21 protein-coding genes are annotated in these 21060 nt (G+C 73.1%); 20 read left to right on the top strand and 1 reads right to left on the bottom strand.

Annotation, left to right across the window (positions count from 1 at the left end; all coding sequences use genetic code 11):
• Nucleotides 1–18: 18 nt before the first annotated feature.
• A complete protein-coding gene (locus VKG64_04090) occupies nucleotides 19–282 on the top strand; it encodes a hypothetical protein (protein HKB24214.1) in 264 nt (87 codons plus the stop codon).
• A gap of 63 nt (nucleotides 283–345) precedes the next feature.
• Here VKG64_04090 and arfB read toward each other — a convergent pair whose 3' ends face one another.
• Nucleotides 346–771, bottom strand: coding sequence for an alternative ribosome rescue aminoacyl-tRNA hydrolase ArfB (gene arfB, locus VKG64_04085; protein HKB24213.1), 426 nt, complete (start codon nucleotides 769–771; stop codon nucleotides 346–348).
• Nucleotides 772–802: 31 nt separating this feature from the next.
• Here arfB and VKG64_04080 point away from each other — a divergent pair, with 31 nt between their 5' ends.
• From VKG64_04080 to VKG64_03990, 19 genes are all read left to right on the top strand, one after another.
• Nucleotides 803–2521, top strand: a complete 1719-nt coding sequence (locus VKG64_04080) for an adenine deaminase C-terminal domain-containing protein (protein ID HKB24212.1) — start codon at nucleotides 803–805, stop codon at nucleotides 2519–2521.
• A 10-nt stretch (nucleotides 2522–2531) separates the two neighbouring features.
• Nucleotides 2532–3440 (top strand): PHB depolymerase family esterase, encoded by a 909-nt coding sequence (locus VKG64_04075; protein HKB24211.1) that lies wholly within the window; start codon nucleotides 2532–2534, stop codon nucleotides 3438–3440.
• Nucleotides 3437–4705: a DUF445 domain-containing protein gene (locus VKG64_04070; GenBank protein ID HKB24210.1), complete on the top strand. Its 1269-nt coding sequence runs from the start codon at nucleotides 3437–3439 to the stop codon at nucleotides 4703–4705. The genes VKG64_04075 and VKG64_04070 overlap by 4 nt, the downstream gene beginning before the upstream one ends.
• Before the next feature lie 67 nt (nucleotides 4706–4772).
• Nucleotides 4773–6383 carry an ABC transporter substrate-binding protein gene (locus VKG64_04065; protein HKB24209.1) on the top strand — a complete coding sequence of 537 codons (1611 nt, stop codon included), beginning with the start codon at nucleotides 4773–4775 and terminating at the stop codon, nucleotides 6381–6383.
• 72 nt (nucleotides 6384–6455) lie between these two features.
• The gene (locus VKG64_04060; protein HKB24208.1) at nucleotides 6456–7412 is read left to right on the top strand and encodes an ABC transporter permease; all 957 of its coding nucleotides are present in this window, start codon (nucleotides 6456–6458) and stop codon (nucleotides 7410–7412) included.
• Nucleotides 7399–8298, top strand: a complete 900-nt coding sequence (locus VKG64_04055; protein ID HKB24207.1) for an ABC transporter permease — start codon at nucleotides 7399–7401, stop codon at nucleotides 8296–8298. The genes VKG64_04060 and VKG64_04055 overlap by 14 nt, the downstream gene beginning before the upstream one ends.
• Before the next feature lies 1 nt (nucleotide 8299).
• The gene (locus VKG64_04050; GenBank protein HKB24206.1) at nucleotides 8300–9712 is read left to right on the top strand and encodes an amidase; all 1413 of its coding nucleotides are present in this window, start codon (nucleotides 8300–8302) and stop codon (nucleotides 9710–9712) included.
• Nucleotides 9713–9746: 34 nt separating this feature from the next.
• A complete protein-coding gene (locus VKG64_04045; GenBank protein HKB24205.1) occupies nucleotides 9747–9980 on the top strand; it encodes a hypothetical protein in 234 nt (77 codons plus the stop codon).
• 66 nt (nucleotides 9981–10046) lie between these two features.
• The gene (locus VKG64_04040; protein ID HKB24204.1) at nucleotides 10047–10562 is read left to right on the top strand and encodes a hypothetical protein; all 516 of its coding nucleotides are present in this window, start codon (nucleotides 10047–10049) and stop codon (nucleotides 10560–10562) included.
• A gap of 14 nt (nucleotides 10563–10576) precedes the next feature.
• Complete coding sequence (locus VKG64_04035; GenBank protein ID HKB24203.1) at nucleotides 10577–11347, top strand: M48 family metallopeptidase; 771 nt, start codon at nucleotides 10577–10579, stop codon at nucleotides 11345–11347.
• A gap of 200 nt (nucleotides 11348–11547) precedes the next feature.
• Nucleotides 11548–11988 (top strand): division/cell wall cluster transcriptional repressor MraZ, encoded by a 441-nt coding sequence (gene mraZ / locus VKG64_04030; GenBank protein HKB24202.1) that lies wholly within the window; start codon nucleotides 11548–11550, stop codon nucleotides 11986–11988.
• 14 nt (nucleotides 11989–12002) lie between these two features.
• A complete protein-coding gene (gene rsmH, locus VKG64_04025) occupies nucleotides 12003–12866 on the top strand; it encodes a 16S rRNA (cytosine(1402)-N(4))-methyltransferase RsmH (protein ID HKB24201.1) in 864 nt (287 codons plus the stop codon).
• Entirely contained in the window at nucleotides 12863–13288 is a 426-nt protein-coding gene (locus VKG64_04020; GenBank protein HKB24200.1) for a hypothetical protein, read from the top strand. Before rsmH ends, VKG64_04020 begins: the two co-directional genes overlap by 4 nt.
• Nucleotides 13285–15258, top strand: a complete 1974-nt coding sequence (locus VKG64_04015) for a penicillin-binding transpeptidase domain-containing protein (GenBank protein HKB24199.1) — start codon at nucleotides 13285–13287, stop codon at nucleotides 15256–15258. Before VKG64_04020 ends, VKG64_04015 begins: the two co-directional genes overlap by 4 nt.
• A 23-nt stretch (nucleotides 15259–15281) precedes the next feature.
• On the top strand, nucleotides 15282–16769 hold the full coding sequence (locus tag VKG64_04010; protein ID HKB24198.1) for a UDP-N-acetylmuramoyl-L-alanyl-D-glutamate--2,6-diaminopimelate ligase: 1488 nt from the start codon (nucleotides 15282–15284) through the stop codon (nucleotides 16767–16769).
• Nucleotides 16770–16777: 8 nt separating this feature from the next.
• Nucleotides 16778–18169, top strand: coding sequence for a UDP-N-acetylmuramoyl-tripeptide--D-alanyl-D-alanine ligase (gene murF / locus VKG64_04005; GenBank protein ID HKB24197.1), 1392 nt, complete (start codon nucleotides 16778–16780; stop codon nucleotides 18167–18169).
• A gap of 9 nt (nucleotides 18170–18178) precedes the next feature.
• A complete protein-coding gene (gene mraY / locus VKG64_04000; protein ID HKB24196.1) occupies nucleotides 18179–19258 on the top strand; it encodes a phospho-N-acetylmuramoyl-pentapeptide-transferase in 1080 nt (359 codons plus the stop codon).
• 163 nt (nucleotides 19259–19421) lie between these two features.
• Complete coding sequence (gene murD / locus VKG64_03995; protein HKB24195.1) at nucleotides 19422–20819, top strand: UDP-N-acetylmuramoyl-L-alanine--D-glutamate ligase; 1398 nt, start codon at nucleotides 19422–19424, stop codon at nucleotides 20817–20819.
• Between the two features lies 1 nt (nucleotide 20820).
• A partial coding sequence (locus VKG64_03990) for an FtsW/RodA/SpoVE family cell cycle protein (protein ID HKB24194.1) occupies nucleotides 20821–21060 on the top strand: 240 nt, incomplete at its 3' end.

Here is a 21060-nt window from a genome sequence, read left to right as displayed (position 1 = left end):
TCCAGGGGAGGCCTGACGATGAGTCTCGAGAGTCGGCTGAACGCCCTCCAGAAGCAGCTCCGGGCGCTCAAGACGCAGGCCAAGAAGGCCAGCGGCCAGGCGCAGCGGCGCGCGAAGCGTCTCGAGCGGAAGACGCGCGTCACCCTCGAGCGGACCGTGCGCACGCTCGAGCCGAAGGTGCGGAAGGCCGTGAGCGAGGCGCGGCTGATCGCGCTCGGCGTGCGCGCCGGCGTCCGGGCCGGGACCGCCGCCTACCGCCGCAGCCGCGCGCCGAAGCGCTGACCCGGTTGTAGGCTGGCCTCGCACGCTGGGGCCCCAGCCCCAGGCCGTGCTGCGGCTCGCACTTCAGTCGTCGAGGCGCGTCCGCGCCCGCTTGAGCGCCGCGCGGCGCTTCTTCCCCTCGAGCCGCCGCTCCCGCGCCGCCGCGGGGGGCCCGGACGCGCGCCGCGGCCGCGGCTCACGGAGCGCCGCGGCCACGAGCGCGCGCACCTTCTCGCGCGCGTCCTCGACGTTCCTCGCCTGGTTGCGCGTGGCCTGGCTCGTGACGACGAGCCGCCCCTCGGCGTCGAGCCGCCGGCGGGCCAGCAAGACGAGCCGCGCGCGCGCCGCCGCGCCGAGCCCCTCGATCGCGGCGAGATCGACGCGCAGCTCCACCTTCGTCGCCACCTTGTTCACGTTCTGACCGCCCGGCCCCGACGCGCGCACGGCGCGCACCGCCAGCGCGTGCGCGGGCACCCGGACCGAGTCTGCGACGACGATCGCCTCGCTCACGGGCCGATTGTAGCGTCTATAATCCCCGGGGATGAACATCGCGGAGCGGCGCGGGCTCACCGCCGTCGCGCGCGGGCAGGCGCCCGCCGACCTTTACGTCCGCGGCGGCACGCTGCTCAACGTCTACACGGGCGAGCTCTACCCGGCCGGCGTCGCCGTCCGCGGCGAGCGCGTCGCGTACGTCGGCCCGCGCGAGGACATGGTGGGCGCGCGGACCCGGATCCTCGACGCCTCGGGCCGGATCCTCGTCCCGGGCTACATCGACCCGCACGTCCACCCCGCGCACGTCACGACGCCGTCGGCGCTCGCGCGCTTCGTCCTGCCGCTCGGCACGACGAGCGTCTTCGCCGACACGCTCCAGTTCTGGGAGCTCGGCGGCCTCCGTGCCTTTCGCGCGATCGCCGACGCGCTCGCGCCCTCGCCGCTCAAGTTCTACTGGATGATCCGCCCCCACGCCCAGTCGCGCACGACGGACGAGGCGCGCCGCTATCCGCTCCGCGATCTCTCGCGCGCGCTGGCCCACCCGCGCGCCGTCGCCGTCGGCGAGGTCACGCGCTGGCCCGACGCATGGGGCGGGAGCCCCGACCTCCTGCGCCGTCTGGCCCTCGCGCACCGGCGCCTCCCGCGCGTCGAAGGCCACACCGCGGGTGCGTCGGGCGAGAAGGTGGCGGCGATCGCCGCGGCCGGCTTCACCTCCGACCACGAGCCGATCACCGCTCGCGAGGTCCTCGAGCGCGCGCGGCAGGGGATCGCGGTGATGCTGCGCGAGTCCTCGCTGCGGCCCGACCTCGCGGGGCTCCTGGACGCGCTCAAGGCGGCGCCCGCGCTGGCCTCGCGCCTCATGCTCACGGCCGACGGCTCGATGCCGGCGTTCATGCGCGCCCACGGCTTCGTGGACCACCTGCTGCGCGTCGCGCTCGCGCGCGGCGTGGCGCCGGTGGACGCCTACCGCATGGCGACGCTGAATCCCGCCACCTACTGGGGGCTCGACGGCGAGCTCGGCGGCATCGCGCCGGGGCGGTACGCGGACATCTGCCTGCTCGAGGACCTGGCCGAGCCGCGCCCCGTCGCCGTCGTCGCGCGCGGCGGGCTCGCCGCCGACCGCGGGCGGCTGCTCGCGCGCCTCCCGGAGCCCCGGTGGCGCCGCGTCTTCACGTCGCCCGAGGCCCGGCTCACGGTGCGGTGGCGCGCGCGGGCCGCCGACTTCGCGCTCCCGGCGCGCGACCGTTATCCGGTGATCAGGCTCGTGAGCGCCGTCATCAGCCGGCTCGAGGAGCGCGCCCTCGCCCCGGGTGATCTCCACGCCGCGCTCGTGGACCGCGGCGGGCGCTGGGTCGCGCCCGGCGTCGTCGCGGGCTTCGCCGAGCGGCTCGACGGCTTCGCGGCGACGATCACGACGGACTTCAACATCCTCGTCCTGGGCCTGCGCCCCGAGGCGATGGCGCGCGCGGTGAACCGCCTTCTCGACGTCCACGGCGGCGTCGTCCTGGTCGAGGGGCGTGAGGTGGCGTACGAGCTCGCGCTGCCGCTCGGCGGCATCATGACCCGCGGCTCGCTCGAGGACGCCGCCGCGCGGGAGGAGGAGCTCCAGCGGGCGCTCGCGACGCGCGGCCACGCGTTCCACGACCCGCTGTTCAGCTGCTTCTTCCTCGCGGCCGACTTCCTGCCCGCGGTGCGGCTCTCGCCGCGCGGCGTCTGGGACGTGAAGCGGAGTCGTGTGCTCCTGCCGTCCCGCCGGCGCCTCCGGTGAGGGCCGTGACATGGCCCGTCGCCTCCCGCTGATCGGCGCGGCCGCCCTCCTGCTGCTCGCGGCCGCGGCGCACGCGGCCGACGAGCGCGCCTTCACGCAGGGCGTCTTGGGCGACCGCGCCTACCGCCTCTACACGCCGGCGCGCCCCGCCGCCGAGCGGCTCCCGCTCGTCGTCGCGCTCCACGGCTGCTTCCAGACGCCGGAGGACTTCGCCGTCGGCACGCGGCTCAACGCCGCGGCGGAGCGGCGCGGGCTGCAGGTGCTCTACCCCGCGCAGCGCCCGCGCGACAACGCGAGCCGCTGCTGGAACTGGTTCGAGCGCGCCCACCAGGGCCGAAGCGGCGGTGAGGTCGCCGAGGTCCTGGCGCTCGTGGCGGAGGTCGGGCGCGCCCACCCGGTGGCACCGGGCCGCGTCGTGGCGCTCGGCCTGTCGGCGGGAGGCTTCATGGCGGTGAACCTCCTCTGCGCCGCGCCCGACGTGGTGTCGGGGGTCGGCGTCGTCGCGGGCGGGCCCTATCGCTGCGGGCTCGGCTGGGACGGCGCGGTCGCCTGCATGCGCGGTCGGGGACTCGACGGCGCGGCCGCGGCCGCCGCCTGCCTCGGGGTCACCGGGCGGCGGACGCTCGCGATGCGCGCCTCGCTCTGGCACGGTGCCGGCGACACCTTCGTCGCCCCGGCGAACCTCACGGCGCTCGAGACCATGTTCGCGCGCGTGACCGGCATGACCTCCGGCGTGACCGAGCGCCGCGACGGCGCCCTCCACGCGCGCTACCGCGACGCGCAGGAGCGCCCCGTGCTCGAGACGTGGCTCGTGCCGAACCTCGGGCACGCGTGGAGCGGGGGTGACCCGCGCGGCACGAACACGGTGCCGTGGGGGCCGAACATCACCGAGCTCATGCTCGACTTCTTGCTGCCGTGACGGCCGCGCCGCGGCGCCGGCGGCGGCTCGCGGCGGGCGCCCTCGCGGCCGCCGCCGCGCTCGCCGTCGCCGCCTTCCCGCTCCGCGCCACGTGGTGGGGCGGCTGGATCCTGGCGATCGCCGAGGCCGGCATCGTCGGCGGCCTCGCCGACTGGTTCGCCGTCACCGCCATCTTCCGCCGCCCGCTCGGCCTGCCGATCCCCCACACGGGGCTGATCCCCGCCAACTGGGAGCTCATGGCGGAGCGCGTCGGCACCATGGTCGGCAGCCGCGTCCTCACGCGCGAGTACGTGGCGCAGGAGATCGCGCGCGTGGACCTCGCGGGGCTCATCGCGCGCGGGGTCGAGCGCGTCGCGCCGAGCGACCTCGAGGCCGCCACGCGCGCGCTCGCCCGCTGGCTCGCGGGCGAGCTCTCGCCCCACGCGGCCGGCGAGCTCGCGCGGCACCTGCGCGACGCGCTGCTGCGGCGCCCCGCGGCCCCGATGCTCGCCGGGGTGCTCGAGGCGGCGCGGCGTCGCGGGTGGGACGACCGCGCGATCGCCGCGCTCGCCCGGGCCCTCGCCGAGGCGCTCGAGCGGCCCGCGTTCCGCGAGGTCGTCGGCGAGGTCGTGGACGATCTGCTCGCGCGCTACCGCGAGCGGATGGGCGCGTACCCGCGCTTCTGGATGGGGCTCGCGAGCCTCCTCGGCCTGATCGACCGCGAGCGCGTCGTCGCCGCCCTCCACGCCGGCCTCCGGCAGGTCGCCGCCGATCCGGCGCATCCGGTTCGCGAGCGATTGCGCGAGGCGCTGGCGGCGCTGCCCGGACGGCTCCGCGCGGACGCCGCTCTCGCCCTGCGGGTGGAGACGGCCAAGCGCGACCTGCTCGAGGCGCCCGGCGCCGCGCGGGCGCTCGAGGACGCGGCCGCGGCGCTCCACCGGGCGCTCGCGGCCGACCTCGGGCGTCCGCGCTCGGACGTCGTCGCCTGGGTCGCCGCGCGCCTCGAGCGCGCCCGGCGCGCCCTCGCGGACGACGCCGGCCTCCGGGACGAGATCGCGCGCTGGGCGAAGGGGCGGGTGCTCGAGGCCGTCGAGCGCCACCACGGCCGGCTGGCGGAGTTCATCGAGAAGGGCGTGCTCGCCCTCGGGCCGGAGGGCGCGGTGCGCCTGATCGAGGAGCACGCGGGGGATGACCTCCAGTTCATCCGGGTCAACGGCACCGTCGTGGGAGGGCTCGCCGGCGGCCTCCTCTACGGTATGCATCTGCTGATCCGGCTGCTCGCGTGAGTTGTCGCTGCGGGCGTTTTCACGTACACTCTGCGCGCCGTTCGCCCAATTCGACTGGAGGTCATGCATGATACGTCGCCGCGTCGCCGCGGTTCTCAGCGTGCTCGTCCCGGTCGTCGTCGCGCTCACCGCGCCCGCCACAAGCCAGACACCGAAGTCGGGCGGGGTGCTCAACATGATGCTGCGCGAGGACCTGGCGCAAGGCTTCGCCATCCACGAGACGGCGACGATCTCGACGGTCTGGCCCGCGATGCCCTGTTTCAACAACCTCGTGCTCTTCGACCCGCTCAAGAAGACCGAGAGCGTGGACACGATCATCGGCGAGCTGGCCGAGAAGTGGTCGTGGCAGGACCACTTCCGGAACCTCGTGTTCTTCCTCCGCAAGGGCGTGAAGTGGCACGACGGCCACCCGTTCACCTCGAAGGACGTCAAGTTCACCTTCGACATGCTCCGCGAGACCCCGGACGCGCCGGCGAAGCTGCGGATCAACCCGCGCAAGGACTGGTACGCGAACGTCGAGGCGGTCGAGGCACCGGACGCCTACACGGTCGTCTTCCGCCTGAAGAAGCCGCAGCCCTCGCTGCTGCTGATGCTGGCGTCGGGCTACTCGCCCGTCTACGCCGCGCACCTGCCGCCGGCGAGCTACCGCACGGGCTGTGTCGGCACCGGGCCCTTCAAGGTCAAGGAGTGGCGGAAGGGCGAGTTCGTCGAGTTCGTGCGGAACCCCGACTACTTCGTCAAGGGACGCCCCTACCTCGACGGGCTCAAGTACTTCGTCATCGTCGAGCGCGGCACGCGCCAGGGGGCGCTCCAGGCCGGCAAGCTCGACGTCTCGTTCCCCGGCGAGACCACGAAGACCGCGGCCGAGCAGCTCAAGAAGGCCGTCCCCCAGCTCGTGATCACGCCGTTCAATCAGAACGTCAGCGACAACATCATCATGAACGTCAAGAAGCCCCCCTTCGACAGCGTGAAGGTGCGGCTGGCCGTGGGCCACGCGATCGACCGGCGCGCGCTCGTCGGCGCGGTCCACCAGGGGGGCGCGGTCGTCGGCGCCTCGCTCGCGCCCCGGCCCTGGGGCTTCTGGGGGCTCGCCGAGAAGGACCTGCTCGGCCTGCCCGGGTACGCGGCGAAGCCCGCCGACGAGAAGGCGAAGGCCAAGCAGCTCATGGCCGAGCTGGGCTACACGCCCGAGAAGCCGCTGCGGGTCGAGATCGTCACGCGCGCGATCGCGATCTACGTGGACATGGCGTCGTTCGTCATCAACGAGCTGAAGCAGATCGGCATCGAGGCGACGCTCAAGCAGATCGAGACCGCCCAGTGGCACCCCATGGCGACGCGCGGCGACTACCAGATCGGGGCGAACCTCACGGGCATCGGACCCGACGACCCCGACGCGAACTACTACGAGAACTACGCGTGCGGCTCCCCGCGCAACTACAGCCAGTACTGCAGCGAGGAGGTCATGAAGCTGATCGACGCGCAGTCCCAGGAGCTGGACGCGAGGAAGCGGCTCGCGCTCAACTACGCGATCCAGAAGAAGCTCGAGGCCGACGCCGCCCGGCCCATCCTGGACTGGAAGCTCGACTACTTCACCGTGTGGCCGCACGTGAAGAACCTGATCCCGCACCAGTCGATCTACAACTTCGGGCGGATGCAGGAAGTGTGGAGCGACAGGTAAGAGCCCGGCGGTGACCGTGTCCGGCCCGAGGGGAGCGTCCGACGCCCCCGCGCTGCGCTCGAGGTCCCACGCGTGAAGACGTATCTCGCGCAGCGCCTCGCGATCGCCGTGCTGACGCTGCTGGGCATGTCGATCGTGATCTTCGTCCTCTTGCGCCTGGCGCCCGGCGACATCGTGGACATCCTGTTCTCGACGGCCGGGTACGTGAGCCCGTCCGAGAAGCAGGCCATCATGAAGGAGCTCGGGATCGACCGCCCGTACTGGGTCCAGTACGTGGACTGGCTCCGGCAGATCGTCACCTTCGACCTCGGCAAGTCGTACCGCTACGACCTTCCCGCCTGGCAGATCATCCGGCCGCTCCTGCCGGTGACGATCGAGCTGGCGGCGCTCTCGATCCTCGTCGCCGTGGTCCTCGGCGTGCCGACGGGCGTGATCAGCGCCGTCCGGCAGGACACCACGCTGGACTACGTGCTGCGCGTGCTGAGTCTCGCGGGGCTCTCGATGCCCGCCTTCTGGCTCGGCATGGTCATCATCCTGGCGCTCGTGACCTGGCTGCGGTGGATCCCGCCGCTCACCTACGTCTCGCCGGCGGAGAACTGGCGGCTCCACGCGGTGCAGTTCCTGCTGCCCGCGCTCGCCGTGGGCTATCGCTCCTCGGCGCTGATCATGCGCATCACGCGCTCCGCGCTCCTCGAGGTGCTGCGCGAGGACTACATCCGCACGGCGTGGGCCAAGGGCCAGACCCGCCGCGTCGTCATCTGGCGCCACGCCCTCAAGAACGCGATGCTGCCGGTGATCACCGTGATCGGGATCGAGTTCGCGTTTCTCATCGGGGGCCTGGTCGTCACCGAGCGCGTGTTCAACCTCCCGGGCGTCGCCCGCTTCCTCGTGGACGCGATCCTCTGGCGCGACTACCCGATCGTCCAGACCCTCGTGATGTTCATCGCGATCGTGGTGATCCTGGCAAACCTCGCCGTGGACATGCTGTACGGCGTCCTGGATCCGAGAGTCCGCTATGGTAGCGGTTAGGCCCGCCGAGCTCGCCGTCGGCGCCGAGCCCCGCGCGCGCGGCGGCGCGTGGACCGCGCTCGGGCGCTTCTTCCGGAAGAAACCGCTCGGCGCCGCGGGCGGCGTGCTCATGCTGGTGATGGTGGTGACCGCCCTCTTCGCCGACGTTCTCCAGACGCACGATCCGATCTCGACCGACGCGGCGTACACGCTCGGGGCGCCCACGGGCGAGCACTGGTTCGGGACCGACCATCTGGGGCGGGACATCTACTCGCGGATCGTCCACGGCGCGCGCGTCTCGCTCATCGTGGGCCTCGCCTCGACGCTCCTCGGCTCGGTGCTCGGCGGGATCGTCGGCCTGCTCTCGGGCTACGTCGGCGGCAAGACCGATCTCCTCACGCAGCGCTTCCTCGACATCCTCCAGGGGCTCCCGCTGCTCGTGCTGGCGATGGTCGTCTCGGCGGCGCTCGGCCCGTCGGTGCAGAACGTGGTCATCGCGATCTCGGTCCCGATCATCCCGCGGGCGGCCCGCGTGATCCGGTCGAGCGTGCTCTCGATCCGCGAGATGCAGTACGTCGAGGCGGCGCGCGCGCTGGGCGTCCGCCACCTCCGCATCGCCTTCCGCCACATCCTGCCGAACACGGTGGGGCCGTTCATCGTCCTCTGCACGGCCCAGCTCGGCAGCGCGATCCTCGTCGAGGCGACGCTCTCCTTCCTGAGCCTCGGCGTGCCGGAGCCCTATCCCTCGTGGGGCCGGATGCTCTCGGTCTCCGCGACCGAGTACGCGCAGAAGGCGCCGCACCTGGTGCTCTTCCCCGGCGTCGCGATCAGCCTCGCGGTGTTCGGCTCGAACCTCCTCGGCGACGCCCTCCGCGACGTGCTCGACCCGAGACTGAGAGGAGCCTGATATGCCCGACGCGCAGCTCTGCTGGATGCCGGCGACCGAGCTGGCGGCGCTGATCCGGAGGAAGAAGGTGTCGCCGGTCGAGGTCGTGGACGCGGTCCTCGACCGCATCGAGCGGCTCAATCCCAAGCTCAACGCCTTCGTCACGCTGACCGCGGACCAGGCGCGCCGCGACGCGAAGGCCGCCGAGCGCGCCCTCGCGAAGAAGGGGGCGAAGCTCGGCCCGCTCCACGGCGTGCCCTTTTCGGTGAAGGACCTCGTGATCACCAAGGGGGTGCGCACGACCTTCGGCACGCCGCTCTACCGCGACAACGTGCCGGCCGAGGACGCGCCCATGGTCCAGCGCCTGAAGGCGGCGGGCGCGATCATGCTCGGCAAGACCAACACGCCGACGTTCGGCTGGATCGGCGCCACGCACAACCTCCTCTTCGGCCCGACGCGGAACCCATGGAACCTCGACCGCACGCCGGGCGGCTCGAGCGGCGGCGCCTCCGCGGCCGCCGCGGCGGGTCTGGGCCCGCTCCACGTCGGCACCGACGGCGGCGGCTCGATCCGCATCCCGGCGTCGTTCGCGGGGATCTACGGGCTCAAGGCCTCGTTCGGGCGGATCCCCGCGTATCCGGCGAGCGGCGCGTGGAGCCTCTCGCACATCGGTCCCATGACGCGCACCGTCGCCGACGCCGCGCTGATGCTGCAGGTCGCCGCGGGGCCGGACGAGCGCGACCAGACCTCGCTGCCGGCGGCGCGCGTGGACTACGTGAAGGCGCTCGCCGGCGGCGTGAAGGGACTGCGCGTCGCCTGGAGCGACGACCTCGGCTTCGCCGATACCGTGGATCCCGAGGTGCGCGACCTCTGCGCCGCGGCCGCGAAAGCGTTCGGCGAGCTCGGCTGCCGCGTCGAGGCCGTCAAGCCGGGGTGGCCGTCGCCGTACCGGTGCTGGAGCGAGATCTTCTGCGGCGGCATCGCCACGCGGATGGCGCCGTACCTCGACCGCAAGAGCGAGATCGATCCCGGGCTCTACCGGATCATCGAGAACACGCTGAAGAACCCGCCGACGACGTACGTGCAGGCCTGGTTCGACCGGCTCGCGTGGTGGGAACACCCGCGGCGGCTCTTCGAGAAATACGACCTGCTCCTCACGCCGACGATCGCGTGCCCGCCCTTCGCGATCGGGCTCGACAACCCGACGGAAATCGCCGGCAAGGCGGTGCCCCCGTACGGCTGGATCCCGTTCACGTACCCGTTCAACATGACGGGTCAGCCCGCGGCCTCGGTGCCGTGCGGGTTCACGCGAGACGGCCTGCCGGTGGGCCTGCAGATCGTCGGCCGCCGGTTCGACGACGCCACCGTCCTGCGCGCCTCGGCGGCGTTCGAGCGCAGGCACCCCTGGGCGCAGCACCGTCCCCCGCTCGGCTAGAGTAGTGCGAGCGAAAGGTGGAGGAGGCCATTCGATGGAGCGGCTCTTGTTCATCGTGTCGCAGGAGCGGCGGGAGCTGTACGACACCCTGCGCCAGGTGCTGGCGAACGAGAAGAGCGTGGAGGTCATCCTCGATCGCCGGGTCCTGAAGCGGCGCCAGCGGGAGGAGCCACCCGCGTCCGAGCGGCGGCGGTTCGGCCGGCGCGGCCGCTCGCTCGAGGAAGCCGAGGTCCACACGCGCGGCTGGACGGTCGTCCGCCAGCCCTGAGGCCTCCCAGCGCCGTCAGAAATCCTGGACATTGACGCGGGGGCCGGGGGCGGCGACGCTGCCCGCGTGAGCCTCGCCGAGCTCCTCGTCACCCTCGCCCTCCTGGGCCTCACCCTCGCCGGGCTCTTCACCGGCCTCGACCACGTCCAGCGCGCCTACGCGATCGGGGCGGCGCGGGTCGTGTCGCAGCAGAGCGCGCGCATCGCGGTCGAGCGCCTGGCGCGGGAGCTCAGGGGCGCCGGCGCGGGGGACGGCGCCTTCGACGCGATCTCGGTCGCGGAGCCCGCCCGGGTCGTCCTCCACGGCGACCTGGACGGTGACGGCACGGCGGCCGGAGACGGCGAGACGATCACGTGGCACCTGGCGGGAACGGTCCTGCGCCGCGACGCGGGCGGGGGAGCCCAGCCGATCGTCGAGGGTGTCCGGAGCCTGCTGCTCGAGTACCTCGACTCGGCGGGCCGGCCCACGAGCGTGCCGGGCGAGGTGAGGACCGTCGTCATCACGCTGACGACCGTGGGCGGTCAGCCGGGCGCCGACGGCGCGACGACGCTCAGGACCCGCGTGCGCCTCCGCAACCGGTAGAATGGATCGGATCCATGAAGCGGCTCGCGGCACTCGTTGCGACAGCCCTCGCCACGGCAACCGCCTGTGCGACCGTCCCGGTCACGGGCAGGCACCAGCTCCTCCTCCTCTCGGAGAGCCAGGAGCTCCAGATGGGGCTCACGTCCTACCAGCAGGTGCTCAAGAAGTCACGCCTGTCCTCGGATCCCGTCGCCACGGAGCAGGTCAGGCGGGTCGGCCTGAGGATCGCGGAGGCGACCGGCCGGACGGACTACGAGTGGGAATTCAACCTCATCGAGGACAAGCAGGCGAACGCCTTCTGCCTGCCCGGGGGCAAGGTGGCGGTCTACACCGGGATCCTTCCCATCACCCGGGACGACGCGGGGCTCGCCGCCGTCCTCGGCCACGAGGTCTCCCACGCGATCGCCCGCCATGGGGGCGAGCGGGTGAGTCAGGGGCTCCTCGTCCAGGTGGGCCTCGCCGCTACCCAGGTCGCCCTCTTGCGGAACGACCCGGTGATGGTCCAGCAGGTGACGGCGCTCCTCGGCGCCGGCGCGACGGTGGGGCTGATCTTGCCCTGGAGCCGGACCCAGGAATCGGAGGCCGACCATCTCGGCCTGATCTTCATGGCCAAGGCGGGCTATGATCCGCACGCCGCGCGCGACCTCTGGGTGAGGATGGCCGAGGCCGCGAAGCGTTCCGGGCGCCCACCCGAATTCCTCTCGACCCACCCCGCTGAGGAGACCCGGATCCGGCAGATCGAGGGCTGGCTGCCCGAAGCCCTGCCGTACTACCAGCCCCGCTGACCCGCCCGAAACGACCCCTCTAACCCTATCCGGTGGGGCGGAGTGGGGGATCTGCCACTACATATCGCCCACCCGGTGGGTAGGCGGAATACCCTGAAAAATCATGCGTTTTTCCTTGACAGGCCTCGCGTGTGACGCTAATCTCGCCCACTAAGTGGGAGAAAGTGGGATGAAGTGGCATCCCGTCTCCACAGACATACATGTTCAGAGGGCGCTATCAGCACTCGATCGACCCGAAAGGGCGCTTGAGCATCCCGGCGAAGTTCCGGGAGGTGCTCGCGCAATACGACGGCAATCTCGTCGTCGTACCGGACGGCGAATGTCTGGAAGCGCATCCGCTGCAGGAATGGCAGCGCATGGAAACGAAGCTGCGCGAGCAGTCGCAGTTCAGCGCCGAGGTGCGCGAGATCAGCCGCTTGTACTTCTCGCTCGCGAAGGACGTGACGCTCGACGCGGCCGGCCGAATTCTCCTGCCGCCCGACGTCCGGCAGCAGGCCGGGCTCGAGAAGGACGTCACGCTCGTCGGCGGCGGGCTGCCGAAGTTTGAGGTCTGGGATCGCGCGCGCTTCGACGAATACCAGCGGACGGGGCGGTCGAAGCTGTCGACGCTCTTCGACAAGCTGGCAGGCCTGGGAGTGTAGCGGTTCACGTTCCGGTGCTCGTGGACGAGGTCGCGTTCTTGCTGCGACCGCGTGGCGGAGGATGGATGATCGACGGGACGGTGGGCATGGGCGGGCACGCTGAGGCGCTCCTGGCGTCGAGCGCGCCCGACGTGCGCCTGCTCGGGCTCGACGTGGATCCCGAGGCGCTCGCGCGCTCCCGCGCGCGGCTCGCGCGGTTTGGCGACCGCATGCGGCTGACGCGCGACAGCTTTCGGAACGTCCGGCGCGTGGCGGAGGCTCACGGCGTCGCCGGCGCGCGCTCGATCCTCCTGGACCTCGGCGTGTCGTCGTACCAGCTCGAGGAGTCGGCGCGCGGCTTCTCCTTCCTCCGCGAGGACGAGCCGCTCGACATGCGCCTCGACCCGACGCGAGGCGAGACGGCGGCGACGCTCGTGAACCGGCTCCCCGAGCCTGAGCTGGCGCGGATTATCTTCGAGTACGGCGGAGAGCCGCACGCCCGGCGCATCGCGCGCGCGATCGTCCGCGGCCGCCCGCTCGCGACGGCGGGCGATCTCGTCGCCGCCGTCAAGCGCGCGGTGCCCCGCCGCGCGTGGTCGAGGCACCTCCACGTCGCGACGCGCGCCTTCCAGGCGCTGCGCATGGCCGTCAACGACGAGCCCGGCGCGCTGCGCGAGGCGCTCGACGACGCGCCCGGGCTGCTCGCCGTGGGCGGCCGGCTCGGCGTCATCTCCTTCCATTCGGGCGAAGACCGCATCGTGAAGCGAACGTTCCGGGCTCTGGAGTCGGCGGGCTTCGCCGAACTCGAGCCGTCGCCCCTCGGCCCCAAGGACGACGAGGTGCGGGCGAACCCCCGCGCCAGGAGCGCGAAGCTGCGCGTGCTGGAGCGGCTCACGTGACGAACCAACAGCGACTCTTCCGTGAACAGGACCCGCGCGCGCGACGGCTCTTCCTCGCCGGCCTCGCGTGCTCGGCGCTGCTCGTGCTCGGCGCCCTCGCGGTGGTCGGCGCGCGGGTCCAGCAGGTCCATCTGGCCTACCGCCTCGACGCGCTCCGCGGCCAGCTCGATCGCGGCGAGGCCAATGTCCGCCAGCTCGAGATCGAGGTGGCGACGCTCCGCGCCCCGGCCCGCCTCGAGGCCCAGGCGCGGCACCTCGGCATGACGGCGCCCGGCCGCGACCAGATCCGCCTGGCGCGCGAGTACGTCGCCGGGAGCACCGGGCTGGCCGGGATCCGGAGCCGCACCGCCTCCCTGGCGGGCGCGCTCCCGGTCGACGCCGACGGCACGGGCGCGCGGCAGAGGTTCCAGCTACAACAGTGACCTCACCCGACCTCCGGACGCGGGTCCTGATCCTCGCGGCGCTGCTCGCCGTCGCGTTCGGAGGCCTCACGGGCCGCCTCGCCTGGCTGCAGGTCGTCAAACGCGCCGAGCTCGCCCAGCTCGCCGAGCGCCAGTACTCGCGCACCGTCGTCCTCCACGCCCAGCGCGGCCCGATCGTGGACCGCCACGGCACCCCGCTCGCGAGCTCGACGCCGACGGAGTCGCTCTTCGTTCAGCCGCGCGCGGTGGGGGACCCGGTGCGCGTCGCGGCGCGCGTGTCGCCGGTCATCGGCGTGCCGCCGGCCGAGGTGCGCCAGGCGCTGACGAGCCCGCGCCCCTTCGTGTGGCTCCGGCGCAAGCTCCCGCCCGCGGTCGCCGCCGAGGTGCGCGCGCTCCGCGAGCCGGGGCTCGGCTTCCTGCCCGAGCCGCTGCGCCTCTACCCGAGCCGCGAGCTCGCCGCCCACGTCCTCGGCTTCGAGGGCGTCGAGGGCGGCCTCGAGGGCGTCGAGCGCGCCCTTGACGCGGAGCTCGCCGGCACGCCGGGCAAGGCCGTCGTCGGCCGCGACGCGCTCGGCCGCGAGGTGACGGCGCAGCATGTGCTCCGGCCGCCCAAGCCGGGCCACGGGGTCATGCTGACGATCGACCGCACGATCCAGTACATCGCCGAGCGCGAGATCGACGCCGCGTACCGGCGCACCGGCGCCAAGGCGGCGATGGCGGTCGTGCTCGAGCCACGCACGGGCGACGTGCTCGCGATGGCGATCCGGCCCACGTTCAACCCGAACACCTTCCTCGAGGCGCCGTCGAAGGACGCGTGGCGCAACCGCGCGATCACCGACCCGTTCGAGCCGGGCTCGACCTTCAAGGTGATCCTCGCCGCCGCCGCGCTGGAGGAGGGCGTGGTCCGGCCCGACGAGCGGATCTACGCCGAGAACGGGTCGATCACGCTCGCGGGCACGACGATCCACGACTGGAAGAAGTACGGCTGGCTCACGTTCAGCGAGGTGCTGCAGAACTCGTCGAACGTCGGGTCCATCAAGGTGGGCCTGGCGCTGGGCCGCGAGCGCTACTACCGCTACATGAGCGCCTTCGGCTTCGGCGCGCCGACGGGCGTCGGGCTCCCCGGCGAGAGCCGGGGCCAGCTGCGGGACCCGAAGCGCTGGTCGCTCCTCTCGCTCCCGACCATGTCGCTCGGCCAGGAGGTCTCCGTGACCGCGCTGCAGATGGTCGCGGCGTTCGGCGCGATCGCCAACGGCGGCACGCTCATGCAGCCTCGCCTCGTGCGCGCGACCTTCGACGCCGACGGGCGCGAGGCCCGGCGCTTCGAGCCGCGCGCGGTGCGCCAGGTCGTCTCGCCCGAGACCGCGCGCGCGCTGACGCGGATCCTCGTGCGGGTCGTCGAGGCGGGCACCGGCCACAACGCGGCGATCGCCGGGTACGAGGTCGCCGGGAAGACCGGCACCGCGCAGAAGCTCGACCCGGCGACGCGGCGCTACTCGCGGGCGCCGGGCGTCCTCTCGTTCGTCGGCTTCGCCCCGGCGGACGAGCCGCGCGTCGTGATGCTCGTCATGCTCGACGAGCCGAGGACGGCGCAGTGGGGCAGCGAGGCCGCGGCGCCGATCTTCGCCGCGATCGGACGGGACGTCCTGCGCCACCTCGAGGTACCGCCGCGCGACGTCCAGCCGCTCCAGATCGTGACGGGCCCCGGCGAGGGCCGGGGCGAGGCCACGCTGACGGCGCCGGTGACGCTCGTGGGCGCGGTGCCGCCCGCGGACCCGGGCGCGCGGCGCGTGATGCCCGACCTCACGGGCCGGGCGCTCCGGAGCGCGCTCGCCGCGCTCGCGCCGCTCCGGCTCGAGCTCGAGATCGAGGGCCAGGGACGCGTGGTCCAGCAGACGCCGCGGCCGGGCCAGCCTGTCGCGCCCGGCGCGACCGCGCGGCTCACGCTGACGGCCGAGGGAAGGCGTTGAATGGCGACACCCGCCGGGACCCCATGCCGCTGAGCGAGCTCCTGGCCGCGCTGCCCGACCGGCGCGTGGTGGGTGAGCCGCCCCGGTCGGTGTCGTCGCTCACCGACGACTCGCGCCGCGTGGCGCCGGGCGCCTGCTTCGTCGCCGTTCCCGGGCTCAAGCAGGACGCGCGCCGCTTCATCCCGGAGGCGGTGCGTCGCGGCGCGACGCTCGTCGTCACCGAGGGGGAGCCGGTCCCCGACCTGCCCGTCGCGCAGGTGCTCGTGCCCGCCGCGCGCGTGTCGCTCGCGCGCTTGGCCGACGCCTGGCACGGCCACCCGTCGCGCGCGCTCACGCTCGTCGGGATCACCGGGACGAACGGCAAGACGACGACCTCGTACCTCGTCGAGGCCCTGCTCCGCGCCCGCGGGCTCGCGACCGGCGTGCTCGGCACGATCCAGTACGTGCTCGGCGAGGAGCGGCGGCCCGCGGGCCAGACGACGCCCGACGCCCTCGAGCTCCAGGGGATGCTCGCGCTCATGCGCGAGCGCGGCGTCCGCGGCGTCGCCATGGAAGTCTCCTCGCACGCGCTCGCGCTCTCGCGCGTGGACGGCCTCGCCTTCGACGTCGTCGTGTTCACGAACCTCACGCAGGACCACCTCGACTTCCACGGCACGCTCGACGCCTACCGGCTCGCGAAGCGCCGGCTCTTCGAGCTCCTCGCGGCGTCCCCAAAGCGCTCGCGGAGCGCCGTGGTGAACGGCGACGACCCCTCGGGCGCAGCGATGGTCCGCGGCCTCGACCTGCCGGTGCTCACCTTCGGGCTCGGGCCGGGGGCCCACGTCCGCGCCGTGGCGCACGCGTCGTCGCTCGCCGGCATCCGGATGACCGTCCAGGCGCCGTGCGGACGGCTCGCGCTCACGTCGCCGCTGATCGGCGAGCACAACGTCATGAACCTCCTGGGCGCCGTCGCGACCGGCCTGGCGCTCGGGCTCGAGCTCCCCGCGATCGGAAGCGCCCTGTCCGAGGTGGGCACGGTCCCGGGGCGGTTCGAGCAGGTGCGGGCGGGGCAGCCGTTCCTCGTCGTCGTGGACTACGCCCACACGCCGGACGCCCTCGAGCGCGTCCTGACGACGGCGCGCAAGCTCACGGGCGGCCGGCTCGGCGTCGTCTTCGGTTGCGGCGGCGACCGCGACCGCGGCAAGCGGCCGATCATGGGCGAGATCGCCGCCCGGCTCACGGACCGCGTGTGGGTGACCTCCGACAACCCGCGCTCGGAGGCGCCCGAGGCGATCGTCGAGGAGGTCGTCGCCGGCGTCTTGCGGGTCCCCGCCGCGGCGCGCCGCTACACGGCCGAGCCCGACCGGCGGCTCGCGATCCGGGCCGCCCTGGACTGGGCGAAAAGTGGTGATACCGTGGTGATTGCGGGCAAAGGGCACGAGACGTACCAGATCGTCGGCTCGGAAGTGCTCCCGTTCGACGACCGGGAAGTCGCCCGGACGATCCTGTCGGAGCGCCGGTCGAGGTCATAGAAGACCGCATGCCACCATTCACCGTCCAGGACATCGTGCGCGCGACCCAGGGAGCGCTGGTGACGGGCGACCTCGCGGTCCCCGTGTCGGGCGTCTCGATCGACTCGCGCACGCTGGGGGTGGGCGAGGCCTACGTCGCGATCCGCGGTCACCGGCTCGACGGCCACTCGTTCCTCGCCGACGCCGCGTCGCGCGGCGCCTCCTGCCTCGTCGTCCATTCGCTCCACGACGACACGCCCGCGAGCGTGCCGCTCGTCCTCGTCGAGGACACGACGCGCTCGCTCGGCCTGCTCGCCGCCTATCACCGCGCGCGGTTCTCGCTGCCCGTCGTCGCCGTCACCGGCTCCAACGGCAAGACGACGGCCAAGGAGCTCGTCGCGGCCGTCCTGGGCACGCGCTGGAACGTGCTCAAGCCGGCGGGGAGCCTGAACAACCAGTGGGGCCTGCCACTCACGCTGCTCCGGCTCGGCCCCGAGCACGAGGTGCTCGTCCTGGAGCTCGGCACCAACCGGCCCGGCGAGATCGCGTACCTGGCCGGGCTCGCGCGGCCGACGATCGGCGCGGTGACGAACGTCGCGGCGGTGCACACGGAGTTTCTCGGCTCGCTCGACGGCGTCCGCGAGGAGAAGGCCGCCCTCGTCCGCGCGGTCCCTCCCGAGGGCTGGGTCGCGCTGAACGCCGACGACCCGCGCGTCGCCGGCATGGCGCGCGACGTGAAAGGGCGCGTGATCACGTACGGGCGGGCGGCGACCGCCCAGGTGCGCGCGGAGGGCGACGTCGTCGAGGACGCGCGCGGCGTCACGTTCGCGCTCGAGGTGGCCGGCGCGCGCCGGCCCGTGACGCTCGGGCTCGCGGGGCGCCACAACGTCACGAACGCGCTCGCCGCCGCGGCGATCGGCACGACCCTCGGGTTCACGCTCGATGAGGTCGCGCATGGCCTCGCGAACGCGCGGCCCGTCGCCGGCCGGTGCGTCTGGCGCGCCGCGGGCGACGTCGCGATCCTGGACGACACGTACAACGCGAACCCGGTCTCGCTCCGCGCCGCGCTCGAGACCGTCGGTGCGCGCCGGGCCGGTGCCGGCGGCCGCCTCGTCGTCGTCCTCGGCGACATGCTCGAGCTCGGCGCGATCACGGAGGAGGCTCACCGCGAGGCGGGGCGCGCCGTCGTCGCCGCCGGCGCCAACGAGCTCGTCGGCGTCGGCCGCCACGCGCTCTTCGCCGTCGAGGCGGCGCGTGCGGCGGGGCTCGCGGACACACACCACGCCACGACGTTCGAAGACACCGTCGCGCACCTCCTGAAGCGCCTGGCGCCCGGCGACCTCGTGCTGGTCAAGGGCTCGCGGGGGATGCGCCTGGAGCGGGTCGTGGACGCGCTCGTCGCGCGCCTGGCCCGGGAATGAGGGGGGAGGATGCTTTACCACCTCCTCGTGCCGCTCGCGAAGGACCACATCGTCTTCAACGTCTTCCGCTACCTGACGTTCCGGTCCTTCATGGCGCTGATCACGGCGGTCGTCATCTCGCTCCTGGTCGGCCCGTGGCTGATCCAGCGGCTGCGCGCGATGCAGCACGGCGGCGAGACGATCCGCGAGGACACGCCGGAGCGGCACCGAGAGAAGAAGGGCACGCCCACGATGGGCGGGATCCTCATCCTCACGGCGATCCTCGCGACCACGCTGCTCTGGGCGAACCTCTGGAACCGCTACGTCCTGGTCGCGATGCTGACGACGCTCGGCTTCGGCCTCATCGGCGTGTGGGACGACGTGACGAAGCTCCGCACGCGCAAGGGCCTCTCGATGCGCGTGAAGTTCGGCGCGCAACTCCTCCTGACCGGCGCGCTCCTGCAGATCGTCTTCTGGCAGCCGCCCGCGCAATGGCTCCCGGTGCTGGCGATCCCGTTCTTCAAGGGCTGGCTCCTCGACCTCGGCCTGCTGTGGATCCCGTTCGCGGCGCTGGTGGTCGTGGGCGCCTCGAACGCGGTGAACCTGACGGACGGCCTCGACGGCCTGGCGATCGGCCCGGTCATCATGGCCGGCGGCGCCTTCGGCGTCATCGCGTACCTGACCGGCAACTTCCGGGCGGCGGACTACCTCAAGATCCTGAACGTCAAGGGCGCGGGCGAGCTCACGGTCTTCTGCGGCGCGCTCATCGGCGCGGCGGTCGGCTTCCTCTGGTTCAACTGCCATCCGGCCGAGGTCTTCATGGGGGACGCGGGCTCGCTCGCGCTGGGCGCCGCGATCGGGATGCTCGCCGTGCTCACGAAGGCGGAGCTGCTCCTGCCGCTGATCGGCGGGCTCTACGTGGTCGAGGCGATCTCGGTGATCGTCCAGGTCGCGAGCTTCAAGCTCACCGGGCGCCGCGTCTTCCGCATGGCGCCGCTCCACCACCACTACGAGCTCAGCGGATGGGCGGAGCCGAAGATCGTCGTGCGCTTCTGGATCGTGTCCTTCGCGCTGGCCCTCCTGGCCCTCACGACTTTGAAGCTGAGGTGACAAGGAAGATGCGGAGCCACTTCGTGTCTGGCTCAGGCCACTCCGCGAGTGCAGCGGCCTCGCGGACCCCGCTCCAACAGCGTGTCGCGGGCTCGCGGGCCCCGCGACAACAGCGTACGGCGGGCTCGCGGACCCCGCGACAACAGTGGGCCGCGTGATCGGGATGCTCGACGCGGTCCACACGGTGACGCGGGGACGGGCGTACCTCGACTCGCTCGCGGGCCGCCGCGCGACCGTCGTGGGGCTCGCGCGGAGCGGCGTCGCGGCCGCGCGGCTCCTGCGCGCGGCCGGCGCCGACGTGATCGGCGCCGACGCGAAGCCCCTCGAGGCGCTCGGTCGAGAGGCGGCGGAGCTCAGGGGGATCGGCGTGCGGCTCCTCACGGGCGGCGTGCCCGCCGACGCCTGCGCCAGCGCGCACGTCGTGGTCGTGAGCCCGGGCGTGCCGGTCGACCACCCGGCGCTCGCGGCGGCACGGGCGCGCGGCGTGCCGGTGATCGGCGAGCTCGAGCTCGGCTGGCGCGCGATGGAGGCGGAGACGTTCGCGATCACGGGCACGAACGGTAAGACGACGACGACCGCGCTCACCGGCGCGCTCCTCATGGAGCAGCCGCGCCCCGTGCTCGTGGCGGGCAACATCGGCACGCCGCTCGCCGCGCACGCGCTCGCGTTCCCGGCCGACGGCCTCGCCGTGTGCGAGGTCTCGAGCTTCCAGCTCGAGACGACCGCCGCCTTCCACCCGCGCGTCGCGGCGGTGCTCAACGTGACGCCCGACCACCTCGACCGGCACGGCACGTTCGCCGCCTACGCGGACGCCAAGGCCCGGATCTTCGCCAACCAGACGCCGGCCGACTGCGCCGTGCTCAACGCCGACGACGAGCCGACGCGCGCGCTCGCGCCCCGGACGCGGGCCCACGTCGTCTGGTTCAGCCGGGTGCGTGCCCTCGAGCACGGCGTCTTCGTGCGCGACGGCTGGATCGCGGCGCGGCTCAACGACCACGTCGAGGAGATCTGCCCGGTCGCCGAGGTCGTCCTGCGCGGCGCCCACAACGTCGAGAACGTGCTGGCCGCCACGGCGTGCGCGCTCTGGGCGGGGATCGCGCCCGGCACGCTCCGGCGCGGCATCGGCAAGTTCCGCGGCGTCGCGCACCGGATCGAGCCGGTGCGCGACGTCCACGGCGTCCATTATTACAACGACTCGAAGGGCACCAACGTCGCCTCGACGCTCAAGGCCCTCGAGAGCTTCATCGAGCCGATCGTGCTGATCGCGGGCGGCAAGGGGAAGGGCCAGGACTTCGCGCCGCTCGCCGCCGCCGCGCGCGGGCGCGTCCGGCACGCGATCGTCATCGGCGAGGACGGGCCGAAGCTCGCCGCCGCCCTCGGCGCCGCGGCGATCCCGGTGACGGCGAGCCCGTCGCTGGAGGCGGCGGTGGACGCGGCGCGGCGCCTCGCGGCGCCGGGCGACGTCGTCCTCCTCTCGCCCGCTTGCGCCTCGTTCGACCAGTTCGAGAACTTCGAGCACCGCGGAGAGGTGTTCAAGAAGCTGGTGGAGCGCCTCGACTGACATGCCCAGAAAGCTCGCGCCCGACGGGTGGCTCTTCGGCGCGGCGATCGTGCTGCTCTCGATCGGCGTGGTGATGGTCTACTCCGCGAGCGCGATCGTCGCGGCCGACCGCTTCAACGACCCGTACTTCTTTCTGAAGAAGCAGCTCTTCTGGGCGCTCCTCGGCGCCGGCTGCCTCTGGCTGATGCTGCGGCTCGACTACCGGCGGCTCGAGGGCTGGGTGTTGCCGCAGCATCAGCCA

It is taken from the genome of Candidatus Methylomirabilota bacterium (assembly GCA_035260325.1).
GTDB lineage: Bacteria > Methylomirabilota > Methylomirabilia > Rokubacteriales > CSP1-6 > AR19.
The sequence above is the reverse complement of the archived record's forward strand: the minus strand, read 5'-3'. Positions and strand labels throughout refer to the sequence as shown.

Bases quoted from the DNA above. Each gene is read 5' to 3' on its own strand.
- VKG64_04090 (HKB24214.1), top strand. From the start codon at position 19: ATGAGTCTCGAGAGTCGGCTGAACGCCCTCCAGAAGCAGCTCCGGGCG.
- VKG64_04080 (HKB24212.1), top strand. From the start codon at position 803: ATGAACATCGCGGAGCGGCGCGGGCTCACCGCCGTCGCGCGCGGGCAG.
- VKG64_04075 (HKB24211.1), top strand. From the start codon at position 2,532: ATGGCCCGTCGCCTCCCGCTGATCGGCGCGGCCGCCCTCCTGCTGCTC.
- VKG64_04065 (HKB24209.1), top strand. From the start codon at position 4,773: ATGATACGTCGCCGCGTCGCCGCGGTTCTCAGCGTGCTCGTCCCGGTC.
- VKG64_04055 (HKB24207.1), top strand. From the start codon at position 7,399: ATGGTAGCGGTTAGGCCCGCCGAGCTCGCCGTCGGCGCCGAGCCCCGC.
- VKG64_04050 (HKB24206.1), top strand. From the start codon at position 8,300: ATGCCCGACGCGCAGCTCTGCTGGATGCCGGCGACCGAGCTGGCGGCG.
- VKG64_04045 (HKB24205.1), top strand. From the start codon at position 9,747: ATGGAGCGGCTCTTGTTCATCGTGTCGCAGGAGCGGCGGGAGCTGTAC.
- VKG64_04035 (HKB24203.1), top strand. From the start codon at position 10,577: ATGAAGCGGCTCGCGGCACTCGTTGCGACAGCCCTCGCCACGGCAACC.
- mraZ (HKB24202.1), top strand. From the start codon at position 11,548: ATGTTCAGAGGGCGCTATCAGCACTCGATCGACCCGAAAGGGCGCTTG.
- VKG64_04010 (HKB24198.1), top strand. From the start codon at position 15,282: ATGCCGCTGAGCGAGCTCCTGGCCGCGCTGCCCGACCGGCGCGTGGTG.
- murF (HKB24197.1), top strand. From the start codon at position 16,778: ATGCCACCATTCACCGTCCAGGACATCGTGCGCGCGACCCAGGGAGCG.
- mraY (HKB24196.1), top strand. From the start codon at position 18,179: ATGCTTTACCACCTCCTCGTGCCGCTCGCGAAGGACCACATCGTCTTC.
- murD (HKB24195.1), top strand. From the start codon at position 19,422: ATGCTCGACGCGGTCCACACGGTGACGCGGGGACGGGCGTACCTCGAC.